The sequence below is a fragment of the Streptomyces sp. NPDC058632 genome, assembly GCF_042717095.1.
Classification (GTDB): domain Bacteria; phylum Actinomycetota; class Actinomycetes; order Streptomycetales; family Streptomycetaceae; genus Streptomyces.
In genome coordinates this window covers 1-13693 of record NZ_JBHXQZ010000144.1, presented here as the reverse complement: position 1 = coordinate 13693, position 13693 = coordinate 1, and the positions used below count along the sequence as shown (strand labels likewise).

Below are 13693 nucleotides of genomic sequence, written 5' to 3'. Positions count from 1 at the left end.
CACCGGGTGTAGTCGTACACGTAGCCGGGGACGTGCTTCCAGCCGCCCTCCTTCAGGGCCTGGCTGACGAAGTTGGTGCAGTCGCCGCCCGCGCCTGCCCCGTTGTAGTTCGGGTAGGCCGGGTTGTAGTCGGACCAGTACCGCTTGGCGTAGGCGGCCATCGCCTCGTGGTCCAGACCGCCGGCGGTGAAGTCCTTCGGGTTCGCCGGGCCGGGGTACGAGATCGATGCCTTGGGCGCCGAAGGCGTGGTGGTGCCCGACTTCGGGGACATGGAACCGGTGGCCGGCGGCGCGGTCGTCTGGTTCACGGCGAGGTTGTCCTCGTCGGCCGGGCGGATTCCGGTCAGCTGCCAGTCGCCCCGCCGGTCCGCGGTGAACGTCAGCTCGTGGCGGGCCTGGAACCCCGTGGTGCCCGGCTCACCGCCCCGGACCTTCTCGTAGGTGAGGGTCGTGGTCTCGGTGACCACGGCCTTCGCCTTGCGGCCCTCCACGTCCGTGGCGCCCAGAGTGACGGTCGTGCTGCCCTTGCTGTACTTCTCGCCCAGCTCCGCGAGTTCGCCTCGGCGCCGGTCCAGCACCGACCGTGCGGCGTTCTCGCTGCGGGCCGTGCCGGAGGACAGCTGGACGTCTGCGGAGAAGCCGTCGGTCAACGGCCTGTCCCGGTCGCCGTCGACCAGGGCCTCCGTGCGGTCGGTGAAGACCGCGTCCGCGAGCCGCTGGAAGGTGGCCTTGGTCCTGGCGTCCACCGTCGGGTCGTTGGTGACCGCGGCGCCCGCGCTCCAGTTGGGCAGCATCACCGCTCCGGCGACGACGGAGGCGGTGGCCGCCCCGAATATGGTGGCGCGGCGCCGCGTGCGGCTTGTTCTTCTCGACTTCACCGATGTTCCCCTCTTGACCCGGCGGGGGGGGGTGCCGGGGAGGCGCATCCTCGCATGGGATGTGCGGCTCTCGTGAAGGGAGGAGCGCCTGTCGGCCAAGCGGTTGCGGAGCCTCACTGCACGACGGTCGACCAGTCCGGCGACTGGGCCGGGTCGAGGGTGCGCAGCCGCTCCAGCGTCGCGGGGACCTGTGCGTCCATCCAGTCGGCCAGTTCCTTGAAGGACACGCACTTGACGTCCTTCTTGGTGCACACGTTCTCGATGGTCCGTTCCACGGCCCGCATGTAGATGCCGCCGTTCCATTCCTCGAAGTGGTTGCCGATGAACAGGGGCGCCCGGCTGCCGTAGTAGACGCGGTTGAAGCCGGCCATGTAGGTGTCGACGGTCTCCTCTTCCCACTGGGGGTACATGGCCGGATCGCCCTCGGTCTTGCCGTCGGACTGGTTGTAGAGGAAGTTGAAGTCCATGGACAGGCCCTGGTACTCGCCGCCCTCGTACGGGAGCATCTGCAGCGGGAAGTCCCAGATGCCGTCCTTCTTGACCGGCCATATCTGGAAGTCTCCCGCGGAGCTGGCGTCGTAGCGGTAGCCGTAGTCCTTGATGGCCTTCAGCAGGTTCGCCTGGCCCTCCAGGCAGGGGGCGCGGCCGCCGGTGACCTCCTTGTCGACGTCGAAGGGCAGCGCGGGCAGGTCCGTGTAGCCGGTGTTGGTCTTCCAGTTCTTCACGAAGGAGTTGAACTGGTCGATCTCGCTCTTCCACTCCGCGACGCTCCAGTCGCCGCCGCCCTTCTCGCTGCAGAAGTGCCCGTTGAAGTGGGTGCCGATCTCGTTCCCCTTCTTCCAGGCCCTGCCCAGCTGCTCCAGCGTGGTGCGGATGTGCTCGTCGGTGGGGTAGCTGATCGCCGCGGCTCCCCTGTCGTGCTGGGGCGGGTCGTACAGTGCCTTCTTGGCCTCCGGCAGCAGGTAGATCCCCGTGAGGAAGAACGTCATGTGGGCGTCGTTCTCTTCGGCCACCTCCAGGAAGTGTGAGAAGAGCCCGTCGTCGCCCTGCAGTGCGCCGTCCCAGGAGAAGACGACGAACTGCGGCGGCTTCTGGCCCGGCTTGAGCGGTTCCGGCTTCAACCGGCCCTTCTGCGGGCCGGTGTAGGAGGTGGAGCCGTCCCCCAGGACCTTGGTCCTGCCGTCCCATTCCGGCTCCTCGGTGGCGGTCCCCGCCGCCTTCTTCCGGTCCCCCGAGGAAGCGGTCGACGCGGTGTTGTCCGTACTGCTCAGCACCAGGTAACCCGCCGTCAGCGACGCGGCGGCGAGAAGCGCCGCCGACGCCAGGACCCCAGGGCGGAGGGCGGCGGTGCGACGCGGTGCCCGAGCCTTGCGGCGGCGCCCCGACGATGGCTTCATGTGCGGCTCATTCTCCAGAGACGGTGGGGGACTGTGGTGTCCGGTCGGCGGTCACCCGGAAAGGCCCAGGGCACCGGACCAGATGCCGTAGGGGACGCCGTCGTCGGCGGTGCCGGCGATGCCTTCCAACGGCAGTGGTTCGAGGCTCTTGGCGAGGTCGATGCGGTAGACGACGACCGCCGTGGAGACGGACTCGTACGTGCCGACGTACCAGGCGGCGGTGTCCTTCTCCGTCGTCCCGGGCTTCCCGGCCACCTTCGCGGTGGCGGGCGCGCCGTCGGGGTGGGCGGTGCGGAAGGAGTCCGTGAGCGCGGAGGTGACCTCCTCGGCCACGTCGGCGCGGACCGCCCGGCGCGGCTCGGGCAGGTCCAGGGGGATCCTGGTGCCGTTGCGGGTGATCCGCCGCACCGAGTACGGCTCGGTGTGCTCGCCGGCCGCGGCGAACGTCGAGTAGCCGCCGGCCATGCGGATGGCGCTGGGCGTGGAGCTGCCCATCGACAGGGCGGGCACCCGGGCTCCGATGCTGGAGGGCAGCAGTCCGGAGGCCACGGCGGTGGCACGCACCTTGTCCAGGCCGGCGTCCATGCCGAGCTGCATGAACGGCGTGTTCACCGAGAGTGCCATCGCCCGGTGCAGGGAGATCTGCCCGTAGGATCTGTCCCCGTCGTTGCTGGCGGCCGCCTTGCGGCCGCTGCGGTCCCAGTACGGCCCCTCCGGCGTGGTCACCGGCACGTCGTCGTCGCCGTTGTAGAGGGAGTCGCCGGTGACGGGCGTCGGCTCTCCTTCACGGGTGGTGCGGACGCCGTGCTCCAGTCCCGCCGCGTACACGAACGGTGTGAAGGCCGTACCGGCCGGGACGGTCGTGGCGTTGGACTCGTTGTAGCCCTGCTTGCGGTGGTCGGGGCCGCCGTGGACGGCGAGGATCCGGCCGTCGGCGGCCACCGAGGCCGCCCCGTAGTGCGCGGTCCTCGCGGTCTTCGGGTCGTCCTTCAGCGCCTTCTCGCGCGCCTCGGTGACGACGTCGGTGAGCCGGCGTTCCCGCTCCTTGTCGAAGGTCGTGTAGATCTGGTAGCCGCCGAGATCGAACTGCTTGTCGGAGATCTTCCCGGCCTTCTTGGCATACTGGGAGGCGAGTTCGACCAGGTAGTCGCTCTGCTCACCGGTGGAGTACAGCGGGTTGCTCTCCAGCGGTTCGGGGAACTCCTCGTACGTGGCCCGCTCGGCCGGCGAGAGCTTGCCGATGTCGACCATCCGGTCGAGGGTCCAGGACCAGCGCTCCTCGGCCCGGTCGCGGTTGGCGCCGCTCAGGGTCGGGTCGTACAGGCCGGCGCCCTTGAGCAGGGCGGCCAGGAACGCGGCCTCGCTGGCGTTGAGTTCGTTGACGTCCTTGCCGTAGTAGGCCTGGGCGGCGCGCTGGATGCCGTAGGTGCCGCGGCCGAACCAGCTGGTGTTGAGGTAGCTCTCGAGGATCGCCTCCTTGCTCATCCGGTTGTCGAGCTTGAGGGCGATCATCGCCTCGGTGAACTTGCGGCGGACCGTCTGGTCCTGGTTCAGGTAGACGTTCTTGACGTACTGCTGGGTGATGGTCGAGCCGCCCTGGGTGTCTCCCCGGCCGAACGTGCGGAGCGCGGCACGGGTGATGCCCTTTACGGAGATGCCGGGGTCGCTGTAGAAGCTCTCGTTCTCGGCGGCGAGGACGGCCCAGCGGACGTCCTCGGGGATGTCCTGCAGCGGCATCGCCTGCCGCTGCACCCAGCCGGTACGGGCCATGGGCGTCCCGTCGGACCAGAAGTACACATTGTCCTGCTGGGTGGCGTACGCGTTGAGGTTGTCCGGGATGTCGGTGGCCGCGTAGGCAACGACGAGGAAGAGGCTGCTGAGACCGATGCCGGCGAACGTGCCGCCGAGCCACTGCCGCCAGGAGGGCAGCCATCGGCGCCAGCCGGTGCGTCCGGGCCGGGGATATTCCGGCTTCACGCGGCGGGCGTAGGGCGCAAGGCGGGCGGCCGGCACTGCGAGGACGCTCAGCAGGGACGCCAGGCGGGGATCGGCGGCGAAGCGGGAGCGCAGGGAGGGACGAGGGGCCTTGCGGGGGTTCCGGTTTCCGGGGCGGGGCGATTGACCGATCGCTTCATCGCCACGTATTCGATCCGCGGAGCTCTCCTCCGAAGAAGCGGATTCCTCAGCCGCCTCGGGCATCCCGGATATCCCGGACGTCTCGGATGTCTCGTATTTTTCGCCCTCCGTGCCGACTGCGCGCTGCGAGGGCATGCGTAACTGCACGGTCTCTTCCGTCGCGAACGGGCCGAGCGCTTTCAACCGCACAGTGACGTCGGGCTCCTCCCCCCGCCCCTCCGGTGTCACCATGTCCCCCCTCGCATTCGGCGCCAGTCACGCAACCAAGACGCACACGTGTGCGTCTTGGTTGCGGTTGACACGACTGCGGACCGACTGCCGACCCCACAGCTCAAGTCACTGGAAACGCTGGCGTCCTGCACGATACTTCCACATACGAAAGACGCACATGATGGAGCACGGTCAGTGACGAAGAGCACTCCAGCGCACGGGTGGTGACACCCGCTCCGGAGGAGCCGACGACAGGCCGCTCGATTCGTCGAATCGCCTCACCGACGCGCGCAATACCCTGTTGCCGCCTTCCGGGCTCCGCTCGCGTTTCCGCGTCGAAGCACTTCGCCGTGACGACTCACGGACCGGTACAGGCACCGGCACTCCACAGGTCCCGGTCGACGGCCGGGGCCCACCCCCCGGAGGGCGCGCGCAGCCAGCCCTCCTCGGCGGCGATACCGGCCGCAGCTCTGCGAAGCCCCTCCAGAGCAGGGTGAATCAACCCTTTTCGCCACACCAGTGACACGGGGGACAGCGGAACGGGGTCCACCAGCGGGCGCAGCACCATCGAGGGCAGCGGCGGGAAGTCCACCACGGTGAGGACCGGATGCCCGGTACGGGCCATGATCCGCTGGAACTCCTCCTCGCCGACGGCCAGGGGCGCGGGCGGCGCGACGTCGATGCCCCTCCCCTCGAACAGCAGCCCCGCCAGGTCGGTCCACTCGGGCGTGCGCGGATTGCCCGCCCCGGCGTACACGGCCTCGCCGGCCAGCGCGTCGAGCGGCACCCGGTCCAGGGCGGCCAGCCGGTGGCCCTCGGGAAGGATCACCGCCATCGGCTCGTACCGTACGGGCTGCTGGTCGAGCCCGGCCCTGAGCGTCTCGGGGAGCCCCGCGAACCGTCCGAACGACGCGTCGAGCCGCCCCGCGATCAACTCGCCCGCGGCCCAGGTCAGTCCGCTTTCGTAACGGGCCATCAGCTCGTGGCCGGGGGTGAGCTCGCGGGCCCGGTGCAGGATCCGGCGCCCGGTGGCCAGCCCCGGGGAGTTGAGGTCCACCAGCAGCGGCCGGGTCTGTCCGGCGGCGGCGAGCAGGTCGTCCTGTGCCGCCAGGGCCCGGCGGGCGTACGGCAGCAGGCGTTCGCCGTCGGGGGTGAGCGTCACCTGCCGGGTGGTCCGTACGAACAGTTCACTGCCCAGCTCCCGTTCCAGCCGCCGCACGTCGCGGCTGAGCGCCTGCTGGGCGACGTAGAGGCGCATCGCGGCGCGGGTGAAGTGCAGCTCCTCGGCGACGGTGACGAAGGCGCGCAGGAGCCGGGGGTCGAGGTGGGCGGGAGCGGGCACCCCGTGAACCTACAACGCGGGTGCGTGAATCGGTACCGGAAAGGTGTTGGACCGGTGCCGCGGGCCCGGGCGACGGTGGGGCCATGCCGCAACCGACCTTCCACAGGCGCCCTCCGGCCTCCCGGGACACTCCTCTGTTCACCGTCACCGCCGACACCCTGGTCGCCGTCGACTTCTCACCCCGGGGCCGGAAGGACGCCGGCCGTGCCCGGGAGCGGGGCCCGTACCGCCGCCTCTTCGTGCTGCCCGGCGCCCGCGCGTTCACGGCCTGGAACCTCGTCGCCCGGCTGCCGATGGGCATGTTCAGCGTGAGCGCGGTCATGATGATCGCCGTGACACGGGGTTCGTACGCCCTGGCCGGCGCGGTCGTCGCGACCGGGCTCGCGGTGACCGCGGTGGCCGCTCCCTGGATCGCGCGGCTGGTCGACCGGCACGGGCAGGCCCGTATCGCCCTGCCCGCCACGGTGTTCGCCGTGCTCGGCTCTCTCGCGCTGCTGCTCTGCGTACGCCACGGCGCCCCGGACTGGACCCTGTTCGCCGCCTACGCCGCCACCGCCACGACACCGAACACCGGCGGGATGTCCCGGGCCCGCTGGGCGCACCTGCTGAAGGGCCGCGCCGGGGCCGCCGAAGGGCTGCACACCGCGAACTCCTTCGAGCAGGCCGCGGACGAGCTGTGCTACATGATCGGCCCGGTGCTCGCGGCCTTCCTCTGCACGGCGCTCTTCCCGGAGGCGGGCACGCTGGTGGGGGCGGTGCTGCTGCTGACGGGCGTGACGCTGTTCACCGCCCAGCGCTCCACCGAGCCGCCGGCCGGAGGACACACGCCGGGCGGCCGGGCTCCCTTCCGGGCGCCCGGAATGCGCCCGCTGCTCGTCGTCTGTCTCGCGACCGGCGCGGTCTTCGGCGCGATGGAGGTCGTCACGATCGCGTTCGCCGACGCCCAGGGGCACCGCCCGGCGGCCGGCGCGGTGCTCGCCCTCCAGGCGGCCGGCTCCTTCGCGGCGGGGCTCGCGTACGGGGCGACGCGCCCGGCCGGGTCCGCGTGGTCCCGGCTGCCGTGGTGCCTGGCGGCGATGACCGCCCTGATGGTGCTGCCGCTGCTCGCGGCGTCCCTCACCGGCTCTCTCGTCCTGCTGGCGGGCACACTCCTGCTGGCCGGCACGGCCACGGCGCCGACGATGGTCACGGCGATGACCCTGGTCCAGCACCGCACCCCCGAGGGCCGGCTGAACGAGGGCATGACCCTCGCGGTGACCGGCCTGCTCGGCGGGATCGCCTGCGGCAGCGCGGCCGGCGGCTGGACGGTCGAACACGTCTCGGCGGCGGCCGGGTACGGGGTCCCGGTGACGGCGGCCGCGACGGCCCTGCTGACCGCCCTCGTCCTGCTCGGTCCCCCGGGATCCCGCCCGTTCGGGTCGTCGAACCGCTCCACCGATTCCCGCGCACCCCATTGACGGCCCCACGGCCCGCACATACCTTCACCCGTCGAAGCGCTTCGACACTCCTCTCGCTCCGACACCCCTCCCGCTGCGCCACCCGGTTTCAGTGAAGGACCCCCGATGGTGAAGATCACGGACGTGGCCCGGCGCGCCGGGGTCTCCCCCAGCACGGTGTCGTACGCGCTCAGCGGCAAGCGGCCGATCTCCGACGAGACCCGGCGCCGCGTCCAGGCCGCCGTCCGTGAACTGGGCTACCGCACGTACGCCCGTGGCGCGGCCGGGGCCGGATCGCGCGTGCTGGCGCTGGCGGTGCCGATGCGTTCCGGCGTCCACGTGCCGGTGGTGACGCAGTTCGCGGTGTCGGTGGTCACCGCCGCCCGCGCCCACGACCACGACGTCCTGCTGCTCACCCAGGGGGAGGGCGTGGAGGGCATCCGGCGGGTGGCGGAGACGGGACTGGCGGACGGGCTGGTGGTGATGGACGTACAGCTCCAGGATCCCCGGCTGCCGTTACTGCGCGCACTGCCCCTGCCGTCCGTACTGATCGGTGTCCCTGCCGAACCGGACGGGCTGACCTGTGTGGACCTGGACTTCGGTGCGGCGGGTGAGCTGTGCGTGGACCACCTGGTGCGGCTCGGGCACCGGGCGGTGGCGCTGGTCGGCTCACCGCCGGAGGTGTACGTCCGGCGCACCGCGTTCGCCCGCCGGCTCGTGCAGGGCTTCACGGCCGCGGCGGACCGGCACCGGATCGGGTCCACGGTCCACCCGTGCGCACCGGGCCGGGCCGCGGCCCGCGCGATCGCCGAGCGGCTGCTGCGCGAGCAGCCCGCGCTGACCGGGGTGGTGGTGCACAACGAGCCGCTGCTCGACCCGCTGATCGACGCCTTCGCGGAACTCGGGGTGCGTATCCCCGACGACCTCTCCCTCACCGCCGTCTGCCCGGCACCGGTCGCCGCCTCGGCCCGTATCCCGCTCACCTCGGTCACCGTGCCGTCCGCCGAGCTGGGCACCCGCGCGGTGCACCTGCTGGTACGGAAGCTGTCCGGCACCCCCGTGGCGCAGGCCACGCTGCTGCCGCCCCGCCTGACCGAGCGCGCCAGCACGGGCCCGCGCCCGGCCTGACCCGCCCGGCGGGCCGGGCGGCCGGGTCCCCTCGCGCGGCCGCATGACACAGGCCCCGCCGCTGATGCGACGGGGCCTGTGCCCACATGGGGTAAGTGGAGATGGCGGGAATCGAACCCGCGTCCAACGGTGCGGAATCAGGGCTTCTCCGTGTGCAGTCCGCTGTGCTTTTCTCAGCCCCGGAGATCACGCGGACAAGTCTCCGACGGGCTCAGTCACTGTTGGATTTCCCTCTTCACCCCGTGACCGGGATCAAGGTTTAGTTCCCTGAATGATGCCAGGATCCGGGTCGGGAACACCCCCGGGCTGACACTCCCTTTGGTAGGGGAGCCGCTGCTCGCTACCTGAAGATCAGGCAGCGAGGGCGAGCTCGCCCTGGGAGATGGATCGCTTGGAATTGGCGATTATTTTTTCGGCCTGTGGTTTACGAGATCATGGCCGCTTCCTCGACACGCTTCCCCTGCTTCGACAGCCGCTGTCGAAACCGATCATCCCCATGTTCATTTCTCAAGGTGTGCACCCGCTGTGAGGTGCGATCCCCATCGTACGTGACCAACACGGGTCGGGGCCAGCGCATTCCCGCGCGGCCGCTCCGAGGGCTGCCGGGCCGGCCCGGGGGCCGCTCGGGCAGGCCCTGCTCGGGCCGGCCCTACGCCCGCTGCTTGCGGCGGACCGCCGAGACCGCCCGCTCGGTCTCGCGCCGGTCCTGCTTCTCGCGGAGCGTCTGACGCTTGTCGTACTCCTTCTTGCCCTTCGCCAGCGCGATCTCCACCTTCGCGCGGCCGTCCTTGAAGTACAGGGCGAGCGGCACGATGGTGTGTCCCGTCTCCTGGGACTTGGACTCCAGCTTGTCGATCTCCTCGCGGTGCAGCAGCAGCTTGCGCTTGCGCCGCGCGCTGTGGTTGGTCCAGGTGCCCTGGCTGTACTCGGGGACGTGCACGTTGTGCAGCCACGCCTCGTTGCCGTCCAGCTGGACGAAGCCGTCCGCCAGTGACGCCCTGCCCTGGCGCAGCGACTTCACCTCGGTCCCGGTGAGGACCAGGCCGGCCTCGTAGGTGTCGATGATGAGGTAGTCGTGCCGCGCCTTCTTGTTCTGCGCGATCAGCTTGCGCCCTTTTTCCTTAGCCATAGTGCTGCCCATTTTGGCACTACGGAGGGGGTCGGCGGAAAGCCGATTTCGGCAGCCCTGCTACCGGCCGAGTCCGGCGAGGACCGTGCCCGCCCGCTCGAGGGCCTGCTCCTCGGCCTCCAGGTCGGGGGCGATGCCCCGGCCGTCGACACCCCGGCCGGACGGGGTCCGGTAGTGCCCCACGGTCAGCTCGGCGATCGAGCCGTCGGGCAGCCGGCCGGGCATCTGCACCGCACCCTTGCCGAAGGTGCGGGAGCCCACGACGACCGCCCGTCCGCGGTCCTGGAGGGCGCCGGTGAGCAGTTCGGCCGCGCTCATCGTCCCGCCGTCGACGAGCGCGACCAGGGGTCTGACGGTGTCGCCGCCGGGCTCGGCGTGCAGGGCGCGCTGCTCGCCCTCGACGTCGTACGTGGCGACCAGGCCGCCGTCGAGGAAGGCGGAGGCCGCGGTGACCGCCTCGGCGACCAGGCCGCCGGAGTTGCCGCGCAGGTCGAGGACGATGCCCGCGTCGGCCGGGGCCTTGCGCACCGCGGCCCGGACCTCGTCACCGGAGCCCTTGGTGAAGGCGCCGACCTTGACGACGGTGGCCCCGCCGGGAAGTTCGTCGACGGTGACGGTGTCGCGGGAGAGCCGGGCCCTGCGCAGGGTCTCGCTCCACGCGCGCGTGCCGCGCTCCAGGCCGAGGCGGACGGTGGTGCCGGCGGATTCGTCCGTGTCGTCACCGCGCAGTAAGGAGACGACCTCGGTGACGGGCCGCCCGTCGACCGTCGCGCCGTCGACGCTGCGCAGCCGGTCGCCCGCGCGGATGCCGGCGTCGGCCGCGGGGGTGTCGCTGCCCACCCTGGTCACCTCGATGCGGCCGGACCGTTCCCGGGCCCACAGGCCGACGCCGGTGTACCGGCCGTCGAGGGCGTCCTCGAACTCCTCGTACTCATCCGGGGAGTAGACGGCGCCCCACCGGTCCCCGCTGCGGCTGACGGCGCGCTGCGCGGCCTCCACGGGGGACGTGCCGGCGGCCATGGCCTCCTCGGCCGCCTCGGCGACCTCGGCGTGGCGGCCGACGGGGGCGGCCGCCTGGGTGCTGCCCGCGGCGGGCTTCCGGTCGGCCGGCGCGGGCAGGTTGCCGGTGGCCGCGCCGGCCACGAGCACGCCGGCGAACACCAAGGTCAGGGCGCCCCCTCGGCGGATCCGACGGGGCTCGCAGAACAGGGCACGACCTGACATGCCGGTGAGTCTAGGACAACGCGAAGGGGCGTACGGCCGGTTGCCCGTACGCCCCTCTTGGCAAGAGTCACACCTTCAGGTACTTGCGCAGCGCGAAGAAAGCGGCCAGGGCCGGCATCAGCAGACTGGTGGCGAGAATCAGCGGAAGCTTCGTCAGCACCGCGTCCCAGCCGATGAAGTTGATCAGGTTCAGCTTCTCCGACAGCGCCAGTCCGTTGTCGATGATGAAGTACCGGCCGACCAGCAGGAATCCGCAGGCGAGGGTGCCGCCGATGAGTCCGGCGACCGCGGCCTCGGCGATGAACGGCGCCTGGATGTAGAAGCCCGAGGCGCCGACCAGCCGCATGATCCCGGTTTCGCGCCGGCGGCTGAACGCCGAGACGCGCACCGTGTTGACGATCAGCATGAGGGCGACGACCAGCATGAGGGCCATCACCGCGCGGGCCGCCCAGTTCATGCCGTTCAGCAGCCCGAAGAGGTTGTCCAGGATGCCCTTCTGGTCCTGCACGGACTGCACCCCGTCCCGCCCGTCGAAGGCGGTCGCGACGACCTCGTACTTCTCGGGGTCCTTGAGCTTGATGCGGTACGACTCCTGCATCTGGTCCGGCGTGAGGGAGCTGGCCAGCGGGGAGTCGCCGAACTGCTCCTTGTAGTGCTTGTACGCCGCGTCCTGGGACTCGTAGGTGACCGAGTCGACGACCGACATCTTCTCCAGGTCGCCCTTGATCTGCCCCTTCTGGTCCTCGGTCACCGCCCCCTTGGCGCAGTTGGGGTCGGACTCGGCGTCACTCTTGTTGCACAGGAAGATGGAGACGTTGACCTTGTCGTACCAGTAGCCCTTCATGCTGGTGACCTGGTCGCTCATCAGGAGCGAGGCACCGAACAGGGCGAGCGACAGGGCGACGGAGACGACGACGGCGAAGGTCATCGTCAGATTGCGGCGGAGACCGACACCGATCTCCGACAGAACGAACTGGGCGCGCATGGCGTGGGGTTAAGCCTTTCCGTTCCTCGTCAGTGCTGGTAGCCGTAGACGCCGCGCGCCTGGTCACGGACGAGGCGGCCCTTCTCCAGCTCGATGACGCGCTTGCGCATCTGGTCCACGATGTTCTGGTCGTGCGTCGCCATCACCACGGTGGTGCCCGTCCGGTTGATCCGGTCGAGCAGCTTCATGATGCCCACCGAGGTCTGCGGGTCGAGGTTGCCGGTGGGCTCGTCGCAGATGAGCAGCTTGGGCCGGTTGACGAAGGCCCGCGCGATGGCGACGCGCTGCTGCTCACCGCCGGAGAGCTCACCGGGCATCCGGCCCTCCTTGCCGCCGAGCCCGACGAGGTCGAGCACCTGCGGCACGGACTTGCGGATCTCACCACGGGACTTGCCGATGACCTCCTGCGCGAAGGCGACGTTCTCGGCGACCGTCTTGTTGGGCAGCAGACGGAAGTCCTGGAAGACCGTCCCCAGCTGGCGCCGGACCTGCGGCACCTTCCAGTTGGAGACGCGCGCGAGGTCCTTGCCCAGGACGTGCACCTGCCCGTGGCTGGCCCGCTCCTCGCGGAGGATCAGCCGCAGGAAGGTGGACTTGCCGGAGCCCGAGGACCCCACGAGGAACACGAACTCGCCCTTCTCGACCTCCAGGGTGACATCCCGGAGGGCTGGACGGTTCTGTTTGGGGTAGGCCTTGGAGACGTTGTCGAATCGGATCACTGGTGCACCACGGGTCGCCGGGGGTAGATGTGCGTGACCTTACGCGAACCGGAAGGCCGCCCGCAGTCACCGGCCGGGGTTGCGCGACACTTGTGCGCTATATGCCGGATGTACGCCCGCCCGGTGCGCCGGAGGCGAGCACCGGAGGCGAGCAGGGGACGGGCGGGGCGGGGGCGGGGCAGGATACGGAGGGCCGCGCCGATTCCCGCGGAACCTGGCACAGTGGGAGGGGAACGTTCGCGTCGTCGCGGGCGTTGTACTGACCGGAACCGGCGCGAGGAGGGCGAGCGCATGACGTACGACCGGCTGGTGTGCGCCAACTGCGCCGCACCCGTGAGCGAGGGCCGGTGCCCGGTGTGCCGCGCGAACCGCGAGCGGCTGCAGCAGGTGAACTTCTTCGCGGGTCTGAACCCGACGGCACTGATCGCGCTGCTGGTGGTACTGGTCGCGGCGCTGGCGCTGCTCGCCCACCAGACCGCCTGACGGCGCACGACACGGACGGCCGAGGGGCCCGGAGCGCATTCGCCGCTCCGGGCCCCTCGACTTCTGTCCTGCCGTGCGTACGGTACGTACGCACACCGTCACCGTCAGGCGGTGGCGCCCGAGCGGTTGCCCATGAGACGCGGCAGCACGCGGAAGCCGATGCCGCCGGCGATCATCGTGGCGGCGCCGATCACCAGGAAGGTCATCTCGGCGGCACCGGTCTCGGCGAGCTCCTTGCCACTGCCCTGGGCCGACGTGGCGGGCTCGTCGCCCGTGTCGGTGAGGGCCGAGGAGCCCTCCTCCTGGGCGGAGACGCCGGAACCGCCGGCCGGGTCGGCAGCGTTGCCGTTGCCGCCGCCATTACCGCCACCCGGGGTGGTCGGGTCCTCGGTGGGCTCGTTCGGCTCGGCGGGCTCGTTCGGCTCGCCGGGCTCTTCCCCACCGGGCTCCTCGCCACCGGGCTCTTCCCCGCCGGGCTCCTCGCCACCGGGCTCTTCCCCGCCGGGCTCCTCGCCACCGGGCTCTTCCCCGCCGGGCTCCTCGCCACCGGGCTCTTCCCCGCCGGGCTCCTCGCCACCGGGCTCTTCCCCGCCGGGCTCCTCGCCACCGGGCTCTTCCCCGCCGGG

Annotated in this window: 12 protein-coding genes and 1 other RNA gene; 3 read left to right on the top strand and 10 right to left on the bottom strand. The window is 71.0% G+C overall.

Going from position 1 to position 13693, the window contains the following annotated elements:
* The 4 genes from ACFWVE_RS33365 to ACFWVE_RS33350 all read right to left on the bottom strand — a co-directional run.
* Positions 1-878 (bottom strand): amidase domain-containing protein (locus tag ACFWVE_RS33365; protein ID WP_384022470.1); only part of this gene is annotated, 878 nt, incomplete at its 3' end.
* 113 nt (positions 879-991) lie between these two features.
* Complete coding sequence (locus ACFWVE_RS33360) at positions 992-2275, bottom strand: hypothetical protein (protein WP_384022468.1); 1284 nt, start codon at positions 2273-2275, stop codon at positions 992-994.
* A gap of 51 nt (positions 2276-2326) precedes the next feature.
* The gene (locus ACFWVE_RS33355) at positions 2327-4642 is read right to left on the bottom strand and encodes a transglycosylase domain-containing protein (RefSeq protein WP_384022465.1); all 2316 of its coding nucleotides are present in this window, start codon (positions 4640-4642) and stop codon (positions 2327-2329) included.
* Between the two features lie 337 nt (positions 4643-4979).
* Positions 4980-5963, bottom strand: a complete 984-nt coding sequence (locus tag ACFWVE_RS33350; protein ID WP_384022462.1) for a LysR family transcriptional regulator — start codon at positions 5961-5963, stop codon at positions 4980-4982.
* Positions 5964-6046: 83 nt separating this feature from the next.
* Here ACFWVE_RS33350 and ACFWVE_RS33345 point away from each other — a divergent pair, with 83 nt between their 5' ends.
* Both ACFWVE_RS33345 and ACFWVE_RS33340 read left to right on the top strand, forming a co-directional pair.
* Complete coding sequence (locus tag ACFWVE_RS33345; protein WP_384022459.1) at positions 6047-7420, top strand: MFS transporter; 1374 nt, start codon at positions 6047-6049, stop codon at positions 7418-7420.
* A 105-nt stretch (positions 7421-7525) separates the two neighbouring features.
* Positions 7526-8527, top strand: coding sequence for a LacI family DNA-binding transcriptional regulator (locus tag ACFWVE_RS33340; protein ID WP_384022456.1), 1002 nt, complete (start codon positions 7526-7528; stop codon positions 8525-8527).
* Positions 8528-8620: 93 nt separating this feature from the next.
* Here the strand turns inward: ACFWVE_RS33340 and ssrA are convergent.
* The 5 genes from ssrA to ftsE form a co-directional block, all read right to left on the bottom strand.
* Positions 8621-9023: a transfer-messenger RNA gene (ssrA, locus tag ACFWVE_RS33335) on the bottom strand.
* 153 nt (positions 9024-9176) lie between these two features.
* Positions 9177-9656: an SsrA-binding protein SmpB gene (gene smpB / locus ACFWVE_RS33330; protein WP_384022453.1), complete on the bottom strand. Its 480-nt coding sequence runs from the start codon at positions 9654-9656 to the stop codon at positions 9177-9179.
* 60 nt (positions 9657-9716) lie between these two features.
* The gene (locus ACFWVE_RS33325) at positions 9717-10880 is read right to left on the bottom strand and encodes a S41 family peptidase (protein ID WP_384022451.1); all 1164 of its coding nucleotides are present in this window, start codon (positions 10878-10880) and stop codon (positions 9717-9719) included.
* 67 nt (positions 10881-10947) lie between these two features.
* On the bottom strand, positions 10948-11865 hold the full coding sequence (gene ftsX, locus ACFWVE_RS33320) for a permease-like cell division protein FtsX (protein ID WP_042173211.1): 918 nt from the start codon (positions 11863-11865) through the stop codon (positions 10948-10950).
* A 29-nt stretch (positions 11866-11894) separates the two neighbouring features.
* A complete protein-coding gene (ftsE, locus tag ACFWVE_RS33315) occupies positions 11895-12584 on the bottom strand; it encodes a cell division ATP-binding protein FtsE (protein ID WP_384022447.1) in 690 nt (229 codons plus the stop codon).
* Between the two features lie 291 nt (positions 12585-12875).
* Between ftsE and ACFWVE_RS33310 the strand changes: the two genes are divergently transcribed.
* Positions 12876-13067, top strand: coding sequence for a hypothetical protein (locus ACFWVE_RS33310; protein ID WP_384022444.1), 192 nt, complete (start codon positions 12876-12878; stop codon positions 13065-13067).
* A gap of 104 nt (positions 13068-13171) precedes the next feature.
* On the opposite strand, the gene ACFWVE_RS33305 is transcribed toward ACFWVE_RS33310, so the two are convergent.
* Positions 13172-13693: LPXTG cell wall anchor domain-containing protein (locus tag ACFWVE_RS33305; RefSeq protein WP_384022441.1), on the bottom strand; the 522-nt coding region annotated here is incomplete at its 5' end.